Genomic DNA, 15,862 nt, shown 5'->3' on the forward strand with positions numbered 1-15,862 from the left:
CGCCTACAGCCACAGATTGATCAGGCGCGCGCCACGCCCGTCGCCGACCTGGCCGAAACGCTCGCGTTGGCGGGCGAAGCTGTGCCCTTCGTAGAACTGATTCCAGAAGTGCCCGCCCATGAACACGGTCATGCTTGCCAGTGGCGCGCTTTCTGCGACCAGCCGTTGCCAGGCCTGGGCCTCGCTGACCTCGCCGGGCAACAGGGCGACATCGCTCGGCGTTGCGTCGATGCGAAAGCCGCGCCAGGGCTCGGACCAGCGCCCACGCCCGAGTACCGAGGCGGGCACCGCGAGCAGCTGCACGTCTTGCTGGCGCAACTGGGCGTGACTCGCCGGATGCCAGCTGTCGGTGCCGATCAGGACGGCCAGTTTGCCCGCCGGGGTGTCGAACACGTTGAACGGTGCGTCACCCAAGGGTTGCACGTAGCGGCGAGTGGGATGGCTGGTGAAATGCTGGAGCTGTGGCTGGCCCAGCACGGAGCCATCGGGTGCGAACACGACACTGGCGTTGTACAAGGCGCCGTTCCCGGTTCGCAGGCGACCCTCCACGACAGAAGGGTTGGGCAGGATGATCGAGCCTGCCACCAGGGTCACCCTGAATTGCCTGGCCAGGCCGCCAAACAGCTGCTGGTACTGCTCGGCCATGCTCGCGGCCTTCATGCGCAGGTAGGCGTCGGCGAAGCGGTCTTCGCCCTCGGCCATGGCCCAGCCGCCAAGCAGGCGCAATGGATTGCTGGCGGCCAGCCACTGTTCGGCATCGCGACGATGCACCACTTGGTAGAACTCGTTCTTCTCGCCCACCGCCCATAACCAGGTACCGATGTGCTCGGGCAAGACCACGATGGTCTTGCTGCCGACAAGGCCTGCATCCTGGGCATGCTGCAGGTATCCGGCCAGTTTCAGGCGCAGGCGCTCGACGCTCTGGTAATCCGCCGGGAACAGCTCGGGCTGGATCCCCAGCAGATTGCCGCGCTCGGACGGCGCGCCGTCGACACCATCGAGCTCGATGCGCAGGTCGGACAGGTAGTGCCCGGCGGGGCGCTGGGTCGTCCACAGCGCGTAGGTACTCAACGCCGCCAGGCAAAGCAGGGCAACCACGGACATCAGGATTTTGCGCATGAGGGACAACAACCAGCTCCTGTTCGTGAATCCGCACTAGGGTAGACGTCGCGTGCAGCATGATCAATGACTTGTCATTTCAGGTCATTGAGGCGTGCGGCTCGGGTGTCTACTGTTTGACCCTACCTGTGACCGAGCCCGCCGCAAGAGGCTTGGCACTTTTCCGTGATCCGCCTGTGGAGTTCCCATGGCCGCTGCTTCCTATCCTCATCTGCTGGCACCGCTGGACCTGGGCTTCACCACCCTGCGCAACCGAAGCTTGATGGGCTCCATGCACACGGGTCTCGAGGAAAAGCCCGGTGGCTTCGAGCGCATGGCGGCGTATTTCGCCGAGCGTGCACGGGGTGGGGTCGGCCTCATCGTCACCGGCGGCATCGCCCCGAACGAAGAGGGCGGGGTGTATGCCGGGGCGGCGAAGCTGAGCACGCCTGAGGAAGCGCAGCGGCATGAAATCGTCACCCAGGCCGTGCACGCGGCGGGCGGCAAGATCTGCCTGCAGATACTGCATGCCGGGCGCTATGCCTACAGTCCCAAGCTGGTGGCACCCAGCGCCATCCAGGCGCCGATCAACCCGTTCAAGCCGCTGGAACTGGACGAGCAGGGCATTCGGAAACAGATCGCCGATTTCGTAAGCTGTGCCCGGCTGGCCCAGTCGGCCGGCTACGACGGCGTTGAAATCATGGGGTCGGAAGGCTACTTCATCAACCAGTTCCTGGCGGCTCACAGCAACCAGCGCAGCGATCGCTGGGGCGGCAGCTATGCCAATCGCATGCGCCTGGCGGTGGAGATCGTCGGGCAGGTGCGGCAGGCGGTCGGGCGCGAGTTCATCATCATCTTTCGCCTGTCGATGCTCGACCTGATCGAAGGCGGCAGCATCTGGGAGGAAGTGGTCGAACTGGCGCAGGCCGTCGAAGCTGCCGGGGCCACCCTGATCAACACGGGCATCGGCTGGCACGAAGCGCGCATTCCGACCATCGCCACCAAGGTGCCACGTGCGGCGTTCAGCAAGGTCACCGCCAAGCTGCGCACGGCGGTGCGCCTGCCGCTGATCACCACCAATCGCATCAACACCCCGGAGGTGGCCGAGCGCGTTCTCGCCGAGGGCGACGCGGATATGGTTTCGATGGCCCGGCCGTTTCTGGCCGACCCCGAATTCATCAACAAGGCTGCGGCCAGCCGCGGCGACGAGATCAACACCTGCATTGGCTGCAATCAGGCCTGCCTTGACCACACCTTCGCCGGCAAGTTGACCAGTTGCCTGGTCAACCCACGCGCCTGCCATGAGACCGAACTCAATTACCTGCCCGTGACTCAGGTGCGCCGGATCGCCGTGGTCGGCGCCGGGCCGGCAGGGCTGGCCGCAGCGACCGTGGCGGCCGAGCGCGGACATGCGGTGACCCTGTTCGATTCCCGTGATGAAATCGGCGGTCAGTTCAACGTGGCCAAGCGCATTCCCGGCAAGGAAGAATTCAACGAAACCCTGCGGTATTTCGATCGTCGGCTGACCCGCCTCGGCGTCGACGTGCGCCTGGGTGCGCGGGTCGATGTCGCTGCGCTGGTCAAGGGTGGCTTCGACGAGATCGTGCTGGCCACCGGGATTGCCCCGCGGCTGCCCGACATCCCGGGCATCGACCACCCCATGGTGCTCGGCTACCTCGACGTGCTGCTCGAAAGGCGGCCCGTGGGCCCGCGTGTGGCGGTGATCGGCGCCGGTGGCATCGGCTTCGACGTCAGCGAGTTCCTGGTGCATCAGGGGCCTTTCACCAGCCTCGATCGCGAGGCCTTCTGGCAGGAATGGGGTATCGACCTGACGCTGCAGGCCCGCGGTGGCGTGGCCGGGGTTGCGGCGCAGACCCATGCACCGGCGCGCGAGGTGTATCTGCTGCAGCGCAAGGCCGGCAAGGTGGGCGACGGCCTGGGCAAGACCACTGGCTGGATCCATCGCGCCGGTCTGAAGAACAAGGGCGTGCGCATGGTCAACAGCGTCGAGTACCTGAAGATCGACGACGACGGCCTGCACGTTCGGGTCGCCGGGGGCGAGCCACGGGTGCTGCCAGTGGACAACGTAGTGATCTGCGCAGGGCAGGATCCGTTGCGCGAGCTGGAGCAGGGGCTGCGCGAAGCCGGGCAGCGCGTGCACCTTGTCGGCGGCGCCGACGTGGCCGCCGAACTGGACGCCAAACGGGCCATCGATCAAGGCTCGCGCCTGGCGGCGGTGCTGTAGAATCGGCTGCCGCGCCGGACCCGACGCGGCCCTCTTCGTTTCCTTCGGCTGGCCAGGCATCCATGCTTCTCGATCTACCGCGTGCACCGCTGCAACCCTTGCGACTTTCCTGGCTCGGCGCGGCCGGCATAGAGGCTGCCGTGCTGCGCCTGGACCTCGTCGACCCGCTCATCAGCGGCAACAAGGCATTCAAGTTGCAGCATCACCTGCTGGCCGCCCAGGCCAGTGGCTGCAGCGGCATCATCAGCCTGGGCGGGGCCCATTCCAATCACCTGCATGCCCTGGCTGCCGCCGGCAAGCGCCTGGGCCTGCGCACGGTCGGGCTGCTGCGCGGCCATGCTCAGGCCACGCCGACCGTGAGCGACTTGCAGCAATGGGGCATGGAGCTGCACTGGCTGGGTTACGAGGGCTATCGTCAGCGCCACCGGGACGACTTCTGGGCCCCCTGGCAGGCACGCTACCCCGATCTGCGGCCGGTACCCGAGGGCGGCGTTGGGCTGCTGGGCGCCAAGGGCTGCGCCGTCCTGCCCTTGCAGGTGCAGGCGCAGCTCGCAGACATGGGGTGGGACGATTTCGATGGATGGTGGCTGGCCGTGGGTACCGGTACGACATTGGCTGGCCTGGTCCTCGCCGAAGCCGGCCGCCGCTTGGTGTACGGGGCGGTGGCGGTAGGGCCGAAGCATGGCGTGAGCGAGCAGGTCAATGCACTTTGTGGCGACCAGGGTCATAGCTTGATCGACGCCAGTCGCGGCGGCTTTGCCAGGATGGACAGCGAACTGCTCGCGTTCATGCACGCCTGTGAAGCCGAGTCGGGCATTCAATTGGAACCGGTGTACACGGCCAAGGCGCTGTGGGCCTTGCGCGATGCCTGTGCGGCAGGCTCGCTGCGGCCGGGTTGTCGTCTGGTGTTCGTGCACACCGGTGGCTTGCAGGGATGGCGCGCCGCCGCCTGAACGGTCAGTCGCGGTGCGGCAGCATGCGTCGCAGGGTGTTGTCATGGCGCAGGTAATGGTGGGCCAGGCCCAGCACGCCGTGCAGGCCGATCAACCAATAGCCCCAGCCGGCAATGCTCATGTGCCATTCCTGCAAACGTCCGCCGAGGTCGCGGTCTTCGGCGATCAGGTGGGGCAGTTCGATGCCCCAGAACGATACGGACCTGTTCTGTGCGCTGAGGATCAGCCAGCCCAGCAGCGGCAGGCCGATCATCAGTGCGTAGAGTGCGGCGTGCATCAGGCTCGCCAGACGCGTCTGCCACACCGGCAGCGGCGGCACGATGCGCGGCGTGACACCCAGGCTGCGCACCAGCAGACGCAGCCAGACCAGCAGCCCCACGCTCAGGCCCAGCATGAAGTGGAACTGCACGATCAGCGCGCGGGCGCCACTGCCTCTGACGAACTGGCCACGCAGCTCGATGCAGGCATAGGTGGCGGCCAACAGGACCAGCATCGACCAGTGCAGGGCGATGGACAGGCTGCCATAGCGGGCGTGGGTGTTTCTCCAGTTCATCGGGTGACTACTCGGGCGGTCATGCACAGGGTATCGGGCCGGCCGTGGACATCTTTAGCCGCCCCTGCGATTCACACGCCCGACAGGGCCGGCCAGGCATCGGCGACCAGGAAAACCCGTTCGGCTTCCTGCCAGTCGCCGTGGTCGTCGCGGGTCAGGCGCACGAGCATCTGCGCCGCGGCGAGCGGGTCCAGTTGCTGCATCCAGGCCTTGAGCTGGTCGGGTGCCCAGGCGTCGGCGGCGGCGAGCCGTGCCGGCGCCAGCCAGGCATCGCGCGGCAACGGCTGCCAGCGACCGTCCGGGCGTTGCTCGACGAAAATGGGCCAGTCGCGCTGATGCACCCAGCTGCCGCGCAGATGATCAGGGTGGGCGTGCTCGGGTGCCTGTGCCTGGCCGGGCCAGGGATGGAACAGATAGCCGCCGAGCCACAGGTGCGCGTCGAACTGCTCGATGCCCAGGGCCAGCATGGCCTCGCGACCCTCGCTGGAGGTGGAGATGGGCAGCTGGTGCTCGGTCAGGTGGGTCAGCTTGCGACCCAACCGATCCTGGCTGTTGGGCCCCAGCCACTGGAAGACATCACGACCGTCGGCGGCGACCGGGCCCAGGTAAAGCTTGATCGCCAGTTCCAGATGATGCACCCCGTCGCGGTCGCGGATCACCATGTCGAGCTCGCCCAGGGTGTGCTTTTCACGGCGGATCGGCAGGTTGGCCGCCAGCGGCTCGATACCGGGAGCCTGCTGCAGGGCGAACTGCCAGAGGCGCTCGTAGTAGAGGCCCAGGCGCCGGGTAGGGGCCTGCGCCAGCCAGTCGAGCAGCGGTTGGCTGGCGTCGTCCAGACCGTTCAGCCACGCCTGCAGGTGCTCGGGCTGTTCGGCCCAGGTGCTGCCTGCCAGTGGATGACGTTGCTGCCAGGGCGCCGTGTGCAGCAGGGGTGGGGCGAGGATGACCCACGCCAGGTCGCGCACCTGGGGCTGGCGCAGGCGGCGCGGAAAGTCGGCAAGGGCAGCGAATGGATTCATGGGACGGTCCCGGTCAATGGCGCGGTGGTGGAAAGGGTTTTGTGCGGCAACGGCTTTACTCCATAATCCAGATCCGTATTTGTGTCCGCAACCGGCGGTTGCGCGACAGCGTTGTGGAATGTGCCTGGCGCATCCCGATAGCCAGACCAGACCCGAGCAGGAGCCTCATGGAGCAATTTCGCAACATCGGTATCATTGGCCGCCTCGGCAGCTCGCAGGTGCTCGATACCATTCGCCGCCTCAAGCGCTTCCTGCTGGACAGGCACATGCATGTCATTCTCGAGGACACGATCGCCGAAGTGCTGCCGGGGCACAACCTGCAGACGTCATCGCGCAAGATGCTGGGCGAGGTCTGCGACCTGGTCATCGTGGTCGGCGGCGACGGCAGCCTGCTGGGCGCAGCGCGGGCACTGGCGCGACACAACACGCCGGTGCTGGGGATCAACCGCGGCAGCCTGGGGTTTCTAACCGACATCCGCCCCGACGAGCTCGAGGTCAAGGTGGCCGAGGTGCTCGATGGTCACTACCTGGTCGAAAACCGTTTTCTGCTCGAGGCCGAGGTTCGCCGCCATGGCGAGGCCATTGGCCAGGGCGACGCGCTAAACGATGTGGTACTGCACCCCGGCAAGTCGACCCGCATGATCGAGTTCGAGATCTACATCGACGGCCAGTTCGTCTGCAGCCAGAAGGCCGACGGCCTGATCCTGGCCACGCCGACCGGCTCCACCGCCTACGCGCTGTCGGCGGGCGGGCCGATCATGCATCCCAAGCTCGATGCCATCGTGATCGTGCCCATGTACCCGCACACCCTCTCGGGTCGGCCGATCGTCGTCGACGGCAACAGCGAGATGAAAATCGTTGTCTCAAAGAACATGCAGATCTACCCGCAGGTTTCATGCGATGGCCAGAACCATTTCACTTGCGCTCCGGGCGACACCGTCACGGTGCGCAAGAAATCGCAGAAACTGCGCCTGATCCACCCTCTGGACCACAACTACTACGAAGTGTGCCGGACCAAACTCGGCTGGGGCAGCCGGCTCGGCAATACCGGAGGCGATTGATGCTTGACCCGGCGCGAAGTTATGACCTGATCGGCGATGTGCACGGATGCGCGCATACCCTCGAACATCTGCTCGACCGGCTGGGCTATCAGAAACACGGTGGCGTGTGGCGGCATGCCTCGCGCCAGGCGCTGTTCCTGGGCGACATCATCGACCGCGGGCCGCGTATCCGCGAGTCGCTGCACATTGTCCACGACATGGTCGAGGCCGATCAGGCGCGCTGCATCATGGGCAATCACGAGTTCAATGCGTTGGGCTGGAGCACCCCGGCATTGCCCGGCAGCGGCAAGCAGTACGTGCGCGAGCACGTGCCGCGGCACGAGCGTCTGCTCCAGGCGACGCTGGACCAGTTCGCCCACCACCCCGGCGACTGGCACGATTTCCTCGGCTGGTTCTACGAGTTGCCGCTGTTCCTCGATGCCGAGCGCTTTCGCTTGGTGCACGCGTGCTGGGATGCCGGCCTGATCGAACCTTTGCGCCGTCAGCACCCGGATGGCTGCATCGACGCCCATTTTCTCCAGGCATCGGCGGTCAAGGGCAGCTTTGCCTGCCAGGTCTTCGATCGGTTGTTGCGCGGCACCGACATGCGCCTGCCCGACGGCCTGACGCTGACGGGCGCCGATGGCCTGAGCCGTGCGTTCTTTCGCACCAAGTTCTGGGAAGACGACCCGCAAACCTACGGCGACGTGGTATTCCAGCCCGATGCACTGCCTGACGATGTAGCCTGCGCGCCGTTGAGTCCTGAACAGAAAAGCGCTCTGCTGCGTTATGGGGTCGACGAGCCATTGCTGTTCGTCGGTCACTACTGGCGCAGCGGGCGACCGGCGGCGATACGCCCGAACCTGGCCTGCCTGGACTACAGCGCGGTGTTGTACGGCAAATTGGTGGCGTACCGCCTGGATCAGGAAACCCGCATCGATCCGCGCAAGTTCGCGTGGGTCGAGGTCGAGCGCCCGGAGGCGTTTTGATGAGTGCAATTGCTGTAATGCGTCTGCCGCTGAACACCGATCTGAGTGGCTTCGTGGGCCTGTTGAGGCGTCTGAAGGTGCCCCATCGCGTCAGCGAGGAGCAGGGCAGTCAAGTGTTGTGGGTACCGGACGAGCGTCTGGCCCAGGATGTTCGCGAGCTGTACCAGCGCTACCCCGAGGGCAATGCCGAGGTCGATCCTGAATTGATGGCCCGGCATGCGCCGGTGCGCGGTCCGGGGTTTGCCCAGCAGCTCAAGTCCAGCCCTGCCACCGCCCTGGTGCTGCTGGCCTGTCTGGTGGTGGCGGGGTTGACGCTTCTGGGCGAGAACCTGGGTAACCTGCGCTGGCTGACCTTTCTCGATTTTCAGGTCAACGGTGAATACATCTATTTCACGCCTTTGGCCGATACCTTGGCCAGCGGCCAGTGGTGGCGGCTGTTCAGCCCTATGCTGATTCATTTCGGCTTGTTGCATCTGGCGATGAACGCCTTGTGGTACTGGGAGCTTGGGCGACGCATCGAGGCGTTGCAGGGGCGCATCAATCTGATCGGTCTGACCCTGTCGTTCAGCCTGGTCTCCAACGTGGTCCAGTACCTGGTCAGCGGGCCCAGTCTGTTCGGCGGTTTGTCGGGCGTGCTGTATGGCTTGCTGGGGCACTGCTGGCTGTACCAGTGGCTGGCGCCCAACCCGATCTACCGACTGCCGCGCGGCGTGCTGGTGATGATGCTGGTGTGGCTGGCGCTGTGCATGAGCGGGCTGGTCAGCGTGCTGGGCTTCGGCGAAATCGCCAATGGCGCGCACGTCGGTGGCCTGCTGATCGGCTGCGCGACCGGCCTGGTCGGCGGCTTTCTGGCCCGCCGCAAGATTCGCTGAACGCAAGCCGCGTCGGCGGTGGGGGTGGTTGGAAATTGGTCGGCTGCTCTTTCGGTCCGGGGTAACTGCGGGCACAATGCGGGTCCTTTTTTTGGCTGGCCATGCCTGGGGCCTCGAAATGATCAATACGCCGTACTACCTCATCGACAAACAGAAGCTCTTGGGCAACCTGGAGAAGATCGCCTACGTGCGTGAACACTCCGGGGCCAAGGCGTTGCTGGCGCTCAAGTGCTTCGCCACCTGGTCGGTGTTCGACCTGATGGAGCAGTACATGGACGGCACCACGTCGTCGTCCCTGTACGAGCTCAAGCTGGGTCGGCAGAAGTTCGCCGGCGAAACCCACGCCTACAGCGTGGCCTGGGCCGACGACGAGATCGAGGAGATGCTCGCCAACTGCGACAAGATCATCTTCAACTCGATCGGCCAACTGCAGCGTTTCGCCCAGGCGTCCCAAGGCAAGACCCGCGGTCTGCGGGTCAACCCGCAGGTGAGCAGTTCCGACTATCTGCTGGCCGATCCGGCGCGTCCGTTCAGCCGCCTGGGCGAATGGGACCCAGCCAAGGTCGAGACGGTGATCGAGCAGATCTCCGGCTTCATGTTCCACAACAACTGCGAGAACGGTGATTTCGCCCTGTTCGACCAGATGCTGGGGACCATCGAAGAGCGCTTCGGTCACCTGCTGCACAAGGTCGAATGGGTCAGCCTCGGTGGCGGCATTCATTTCACCGGCGAAGGCTATGCTCTGGACGAGTTCTGCGCCCGGCTCAAGGCCTTTTCGCAGAAGTACGGCGTGCAGGTGTACCTGGAGCCTGGCGAGGCGGCGATCACCAACAGTGCCTCGCTGGAAGTCACCGTGCTCGACACCCTCTATAACGGCAAGCACCTGGCCGTGGTCGACAGCTCGATCGAAGCGCACATGCTCGACCTGCTGATCTACCGGCTCAATGCGAAGCTTGCGCCCAGCAGCGGCGAACACACCTACATGGTGTGCGGAAAATCCTGCCTGGCCGGGGACATTTTCGGCGAATACCCGTTCGAGCGCCCTCTGGCCATCGGTGATCGCCTGTCGTTCGTCGACGCGGCGGGCTACACCATGGTCAAGAAGAACTGGTTCAACGGCTTGAAGATGCCGTCCATCGTAGTGAAACAACTCGACGGTACAGTCGAGGTGGTTCGTGAGTTTGGTTTCGAAGACTACCTGTCCAGCCTTTCGTAAGCGGACAGCCGAGGAGAAGTGAATAAATTGAAGAAGAACGTTCTTATCATTGGTGCAGGAGGTGTTGCCAAGGTGGTGGCCCACAAGTGCGCGCAGCACAACGATGAACTTGGTCGTATTGCCATCGCGTCGCGCAACATCTCCAAATGCCAGGCCATCATCGACAGCGTCAAGGCCAAGGGCAGCCTCAAGCAGCCCGCCGACATCAAGGCTTTCGCGCTCGATGCGCTGGATGTCGAGGCGACCAAGGCGCTGATCGTGGAAACCGAATCGCAGATCGTCATCAACGTCGGTTCCGCCTTTCTGAACATGTCGGTACTGCGTGCCTGCATCGGCACCGGCGTGGCCTACCTGGACACCGCCATCCACGAAGAACCAGGCAAGGTCTGTGAAACGCCGCCCTGGTATGGCAACTACGAGTGGAAACACCTGGAAGAGTGCCAGCAGAAAAACGTGACTGCCATTCTGGGTGTGGGCTTCGATCCGGGCGTGGTCAATGCCTATGCCGCGCTGGCGCAGCAACAGCATTTCGATCGGATCGATTCGATCGATATCCTCGACGTCAATGCTGGCTCCCACGGCAAGTATTTCGCCACCAATTTCGATCCGGAAATCAATTTTCGCGAATTCACTGGGCAGGTCTGGAGCTGGCAGAACAGCCAGTGGACCAGCAACACCATGTTCGAAGTCAAGCGCACCGATGACCTGCCGGTGGTGGGTTCGCAGAACCTGTACCTGACCGGACATGACGAAGTGCATTCGTTGTCGAAGAATCTCGATGTGCCCAACGTGCGCTTCTGGATGAGTTTCGGCGAGCACTACATCAACGTGTTCACGGTGCTGAAGAATCTCGGTTTGCTGTCCGAGCAGCCGGTGACGACTGCCGAAGGCCTGCAGGTAGTGCCGCTCAAGGTGGTCAAGGCAGTCCTGCCGGATCCGTCGTCGCTGGCACCGGGCTATACCGGCAAGACCTGCATCGGCGATCTGGTCAAAGGCACTCGCAACGGCCAGCCGCACGAAATGTTCATCTACAACGTTGCGGATCACGAAGACGCCTACGCCGAAACCGACAGCCAGGGTATTTCCTACACCGCGGGTGTGCCGCCCGTGGCTGCAGCCTTGCTGGTTGCCCGCGGCGAATGGGACGTGCAGCGCATGGCCAACGTCGAAGAGCTGCCGGCCGAGCCGTTCCTCAGGGCGCTCGACGCCATGGGCCTGCCGACGCGCATCAAGGACGCCTCCGGCGACCGTGCCTGGGATGCCAGTGCGTAATCCGCTGTAAATGCTGTTGTAGGAGCGGTCTGTGGCCGCGAAGAGGGCCTCGCGGATTGTCTGGTGGACCGCGGTGTCTGGTTCGCGGCCACTGGCCGCTCCTACGGGACGGTGTGCAGAGTGATTCCCGAGAGTAGCAACTGGGGTCGCGGTATTTAGTGGATTAACCGTTCGTCTGGCGCGAGTCGGGAATTTTGGAACATCACGTTGCTGTCAGCGGCCTGATATTTCGTAACGTTCCCACTCTCGTGCGAGGCAATAACAATGATCAAGACTGACCGCAAATGGATGGTAGCGCTGTGCGCCGCCGGCGTGGCAATGGCGTTGAGCGGTTGCGCTCGCGATCCAGAAAAACGCTCGGTTTCCGAACTCGCCGTAAGCGGCACCAAAAGCATGTTCCGCACCGATTCGGACATGCAGACCGTTCTGAACAAATTCGCCAGCTTCGATGCCAAGGCCGTAGAGAAGATCACGGCAGTCGAGGCACGGCAGCAACCTACCATCGCCGACGCCGTGAAAGGCGTGCTCGCCGATGAGAAACGCGACAGCACTCCGACTGCACTGGTCCCCGGTGTTACCACCCGCGACATCACCGTGCCTGGCGCCGCAGGTTCGTTGCCAGCAACCGTCTACACGCCTGAAGGCACCGGCCCGTTCCCGGTGGTCCTGTATTTCCACGGTGGTGGCTGGGTGTTTGCCGATCGCAAGGTGTATGACGGCGGCGCTCGCGGGATCTCCAAGCAAGCCAATGCCGTGGTCGTCTCCGTGGACTACCGCCGCGCGCCCGAAAACAAGTTTCCTGCAGCTCACGAAGATGCTCTGGCGGCCTATCGCTGGTTGAGCAAGAACGCCGCTTCGCTCAACGGTGACGCGAAGCGCCTGGCACTGGCCGGTGAAAGCGCTGGCGGCAACCTCGCCGTGGCAACCGCCGTGGCCGCACACAAGGCCGGGTTGACCGCGCCCAAGCACGTGCTGTCGGTCTATCCGGTCGCTCAGTCCAACACCGAAACCGAGTCCTATCGCAAATACGCCGACGCCATGCCGCTCAACCGCCCGATGATGCTGTGGTTCATCGACAACGTGACCAAAGGTCCGGCCGACGCCAAGGATCCACGTATCGACCTGGTGCACGCCGACCTCAAAGGCCTGCCACCGGTCACCGTGATCAACGCCGAAATCGACCCACTGCGTGACGATGGTGCCCAGCTGGAACAGGCGCTGCGTACTGCAGGTGTCAGCGTCGAGCGCAAAGTCTATCCAGGCGTGACCCACGAATTCTTCGGCACCGCAGCCGTGGTGAAAAAAGCCGAAGAAGCGCAGGCCTATGCCGGTGAGCGTCTGAAAGCCGACCTGGCCAAATAACAAGAACATCCACCGTGATAAAGACCTGAACCGAGCCGAGGTGTGTACATGAGCCATTCTTCAGACACTCAATATCCAGACAGTCAATTGCCAGACAATCGACTGACCGTCACTCCACTGGTGTTTCAGCCCTCATTCGAGCAGGTGCCCGACGACGAGGAAGACACCAGCCGAGAGCTGACGGAAGTGATGCGCAGCATTCTGGACACCACGTTCGAAGATGGCGGCCACGCGTTGCGTGGCGTGCATGCCAAGGCTCATGGGTTGGTACGCGGGCACATCACGGTGCTCGATGGCCTTCCTGCGCCGTTGGCGCAGGGGGCTTTGCCACCCCTGGAAGGTTGCCCGTGGTAATGCGTTTTTCCACCAATCCCGGTGATCTGCTGGACGACAAGGTTTCGACCCCACGGGGCCTTGGCTTGAAGATCGTTGGGGTACAGGGTGCGCGTTTGCCGGGCAGCGAGGGGGACGTCACCCAGGATTTCGTCATGCAGAACGCCAAGGCGTTCACGGCAGCCACACCCAAGGCTTTCCTGAAGAATCTCAAGCTGCTGGCCAAGACCACCGACAAAGGTCCGGGCTTGAAGAAAGCTTTTCGGCGCTTCTGCGCGGTGTGGAGTCGGTGATCGAAACCATGGGCGGCGAGAGCGGCACGCTGAAGAGCATGGGTGGGCATCCGCTGACCCATGTGCTCGGTGAAACCTTCTACAGTGTGGTGCCGTTTCTGTATGGCGAGCATTACGCCAAGCTGGCGGTGGTGCCGGTAGCACCGACGCTGACCGAGTTGACGGATCAACCTGTCGACCTGGACGATAAACCGGACGGCCTGCGTGAAGCGGTCAGTCATTATTTTGCAAGCCATGGGGGTGCGTGGGAAGTGCGTATCCAACTGGCCACCGATCTCGACGAAATGCCGATCGAGGACGCTTCGAAAGTCTGGTCCGAAGAGTTGAGCCCCTACGTCACCGTGGCGCGAATCGAGGTGCCGGCGCAGGAGGCCTGGAGCGAAGAGGCTATTCAGACCATCAACGAGCAGATGTCATTCAGCCCGTGGCACGGTCTGGCCGCGCACCGTCCTCTGGGCGGCGTCATGCGCGTGCGCAAGCCGACCTATGAAATGTCCACAGGCTTTCGCGCCCAGCACAACGGCTGCCCGATTCACGAGCCGCGCTGAACCTCCTGGCCGGGGGTCAATGCCCGGCCGACGCGTAGGCGGGAAACCGGGTGGTGAAGGTGGTGCCGGCTTGAGCGCTGGACACTACCTCGACGATACCGCCGTGGGCCTTGGCAATCTCGCTGACGATGAACAGGCCAAGGCCCACACTGCGTACTTCGCGGCCTGCCTCCGAGCCCCGTGTCATGGGCGAGAAGATCGAACTCAACTGGGCTTCGTCGATCGCTTTGCCCTGATTGTGCACGGTGATTTCGACCGCGCCCTGAGCTGCCGCGACTCGCACCTCGATCGGAGTGGTGCCATCGCCATAGGTCATGGCGTTGGACACCAGATTGCCCAGCAACTGTGCCAGACGATCTGCATCGGCCTGGCAGAACAACGCTTCGTCGCTGGCGCTGAAAACGATCGTCCGTTGCGGGTAGAGCAGGCGCAATGAATCCACGGCGGCCGCAATGGCGCGGTCCAACTGTACCGGTGCACGGCTGACGGCCAGGCCCTGGCCGATGCGAGCCTGGGTAAAGTCCAGGAGATCGTTGATCAGCCGCTGCGACCGTGCGGTGGCATCGCTGATATGGCCGAGCATTGCGCTCTGGCGCTCGGACATGTCCAGCGAACGCAGATACTGTGCGGCCATGGAAACCACTTGCAGTGGGTTGCGCAGGTCGTGGCTGACGATGCCGATCATCTGCTCGGCGAACAGTGCGCGGTCGACGGCCAGTTCACGTTGCCGATTGAGTTCGTGCTCGAGCGCGACATGACGCTGCAGGGCGTCCTCGGCCTGTCGCTTGGCTTGCAGCAGTTCCTGTTCGAAACGGATTCGGTCGGCGACGATGAACGCCGATATCTCGTCGAACACACCGCCGTTGTGATCGCGGCGACTGGCGTTGAGTACCATCGGCGTGACCTTGCCGTCGGCCGTCAGGAAGTCCAGCTTGACCTCGGCAATCGAGCGCTGCATCACCAGCAACGGCATCCAGTGCGTTTGATAGAAGATGCGGCCGCCCACGGTGAGCAGCTCCTGCAGCTTGCGTACCCCGATCAGCTGTTCGCGGGTGTAGCCCAGCCAGTGGCAGAAGGTCTGGTTGACCTGAAGGATCAGGCCCTTTTCGTTAGTCAGCAGCAGGGCGCATGGAGCTTGCTGGTAGAGCGCCTCGGCGTCGGGCTCGGCGGTCATGCGTGCAGGCGGCCGCAAGTCTGGGTCAGGAACGTCTGGATGGCGCCGATGCAGGCTGCGGGCTGGCTCAGGTGCGGGCAGTGGCCCTCGTTCTCGATGACCACCATGCGGCAGTCGGTGATAGCTTCGGTCAGGTATTGGCCAACGGCCTTGGGCGCAATGAAGTCGTCCGAAGACTGGATCACCAGCACCGGCTCGCGCAGCTCGCGCACGTCCGCACGGCTATCGGTGAGGAAGGTGACGCGGGCAAAACGCTTGGCGATGTCCGGGTCGGTCTGGCAGAAACTGTTGGTCAGCTCGACGCCCAGTTCCGGATGTTCGGGATTGCCCATGATGCTCGGCGCCATGGCACTGGACCAGCCCAGATAGTTGCTTTCAAGGGTCGCGAGCAGGGCATTGATATCGTCGCGGCTGAAGCCGCCGGGATAGTCCGCATCGGTAATGTAGCAGGGCGATGGGCCAACCATGGCATGGGCGCCGATCAGTCCGGGGCTGCGCTTGGCGGCCATGGCGCCGGCCATCGCGCCGACCGAGTGACCGATGAACACCACCGGGCCCTCGCCGAACTCCTGGATGATCTCGACGATGTCGTCGGCGTAGCCCGCCAGTGTCGAGTACTTGTCGATGTCGTAGGCGCTCACGTCCGAATTGCCGCAGCCGACCATGTCGAACAACACGGTCCGGTAATGCTTGGCAAAGGTCGGCTCGACCAATCGCCACATGTTCTGGTCACAGCCAAAACCATGGGCGAACACCAGCGTCAACGGACCTTGGCCCTTGATCACCACGTTGTTGCGAGCCTGAACCGACATCCGTGAAATTCCTGTTTGCGCAAGCGAGCATGCGGGGCCAATCGGACCGCTAGTCTACCGGAGCATAGCCACCAGCGTCAGGC

At 63.7% G+C, this 15,862-nt stretch carries 13 protein-coding genes and 1 pseudogene; 9 read left to right on the forward strand and 5 right to left on the reverse strand.

Going from position 1 to position 15,862, the window contains the following annotated elements; all coding sequences use genetic code 11:
• Positions 1-3: 3 nt before the first annotated feature.
• Positions 4-1,119: a nitrilase-related carbon-nitrogen hydrolase gene (locus ONG87_RS07040; protein ID WP_264382834.1), complete on the reverse strand. Its 1,116-nt coding sequence runs from the start codon at positions 1,117-1,119 to the stop codon at positions 4-6.
• Between the two features lie 187 nt (positions 1,120-1,306).
• Here ONG87_RS07040 and ONG87_RS07045 point away from each other — a divergent pair, with 187 nt between their 5' ends.
• Both ONG87_RS07045 and ONG87_RS07050 read left to right on the forward strand, forming a co-directional pair.
• A complete protein-coding gene (locus ONG87_RS07045) occupies positions 1,307-3,343 on the forward strand; it encodes an NADPH-dependent 2,4-dienoyl-CoA reductase (RefSeq protein ID WP_264382505.1) in 2,037 nt (678 codons plus the stop codon).
• 62 nt (positions 3,344-3,405) lie between these two features.
• Positions 3,406-4,296, forward strand: coding sequence for a 1-aminocyclopropane-1-carboxylate deaminase/D-cysteine desulfhydrase (locus ONG87_RS07050; protein ID WP_264382506.1), 891 nt, complete (start codon positions 3,406-3,408; stop codon positions 4,294-4,296).
• 4 nt (positions 4,297-4,300) lie between these two features.
• Here ONG87_RS07050 and ONG87_RS07055 read toward each other — a convergent pair whose 3' ends face one another.
• On the reverse strand, positions 4,301-4,849 hold the full coding sequence (locus ONG87_RS07055) for a cytochrome b (RefSeq protein WP_122479040.1): 549 nt from the start codon (positions 4,847-4,849) through the stop codon (positions 4,301-4,303).
• A gap of 71 nt (positions 4,850-4,920) precedes the next feature.
• A complete protein-coding gene (locus tag ONG87_RS07060) occupies positions 4,921-5,868 on the reverse strand; it encodes a DUF1853 family protein (protein WP_264382507.1) in 948 nt (315 codons plus the stop codon).
• Between the two features lie 167 nt (positions 5,869-6,035).
• Here ONG87_RS07060 and ONG87_RS07065 point away from each other — a divergent pair, with 167 nt between their 5' ends.
• The 7 genes and pseudogenes from ONG87_RS07065 (at position 6,036) to ONG87_RS07095 (ending at position 13,793) form a co-directional block, all read left to right on the forward strand.
• Positions 6,036-6,929 carry an NAD(+) kinase gene (locus ONG87_RS07065; protein WP_122479037.1) on the forward strand — a complete coding sequence of 298 codons (894 nt, stop codon included), beginning with the start codon at positions 6,036-6,038 and terminating at the stop codon, positions 6,927-6,929.
• Positions 6,929-7,897, forward strand: coding sequence for a metallophosphoesterase (locus ONG87_RS07070; protein WP_122479036.1), 969 nt, complete (start codon positions 6,929-6,931; stop codon positions 7,895-7,897). The genes ONG87_RS07065 and ONG87_RS07070 overlap by 1 nt, the downstream gene beginning before the upstream one ends.
• Complete coding sequence (locus ONG87_RS07075; RefSeq protein ID WP_122479034.1) at positions 7,897-8,769, forward strand: rhomboid family intramembrane serine protease; 873 nt, start codon at positions 7,897-7,899, stop codon at positions 8,767-8,769. The genes ONG87_RS07070 and ONG87_RS07075 overlap by 1 nt, the downstream gene beginning before the upstream one ends.
• A gap of 118 nt (positions 8,770-8,887) precedes the next feature.
• Positions 8,888-9,985, forward strand: coding sequence for a carboxynorspermidine decarboxylase (locus ONG87_RS07080; protein ID WP_122479703.1), 1,098 nt, complete (start codon positions 8,888-8,890; stop codon positions 9,983-9,985).
• 27 nt (positions 9,986-10,012) lie between these two features.
• Positions 10,013-11,257 (forward strand): saccharopine dehydrogenase family protein, encoded by a 1,245-nt coding sequence (locus ONG87_RS07085; RefSeq protein ID WP_264382835.1) that lies wholly within the window; start codon positions 10,013-10,015, stop codon positions 11,255-11,257.
• Positions 11,258-11,521: 264 nt separating this feature from the next.
• Positions 11,522-12,619 carry an alpha/beta hydrolase gene (locus ONG87_RS07090; protein WP_206682967.1) on the forward strand — a complete coding sequence of 366 codons (1,098 nt, stop codon included), beginning with the start codon at positions 11,522-11,524 and terminating at the stop codon, positions 12,617-12,619.
• Positions 12,620-12,667: 48 nt separating this feature from the next.
• Positions 12,668-13,793 (forward strand): annotated as a pseudogene (locus ONG87_RS07095) (catalase family protein).
• A 16-nt stretch (positions 13,794-13,809) separates the two neighbouring features.
• Here the strand turns inward: ONG87_RS07095 and ONG87_RS07100 are convergent.
• Entirely contained in the window at positions 13,810-14,967 is a 1,158-nt protein-coding gene (locus ONG87_RS07100; RefSeq protein WP_264382508.1) for a PAS domain-containing sensor histidine kinase, read from the reverse strand.
• The gene (locus tag ONG87_RS07105) at positions 14,964-15,779 is read right to left on the reverse strand and encodes an alpha/beta fold hydrolase (RefSeq protein ID WP_264382509.1); all 816 of its coding nucleotides are present in this window, start codon (positions 15,777-15,779) and stop codon (positions 14,964-14,966) included. Before ONG87_RS07105 ends, ONG87_RS07100 begins: the two co-directional genes overlap by 4 nt.
• Positions 15,780-15,862: the final 83 nt, after the last annotated feature.

It is taken from the genome of Pseudomonas sp. MM227, from assembly GCF_947090715.1.
GTDB classification, from domain to species: domain Bacteria; phylum Pseudomonadota; class Gammaproteobacteria; order Pseudomonadales; family Pseudomonadaceae; genus Aquipseudomonas; species Aquipseudomonas baltica.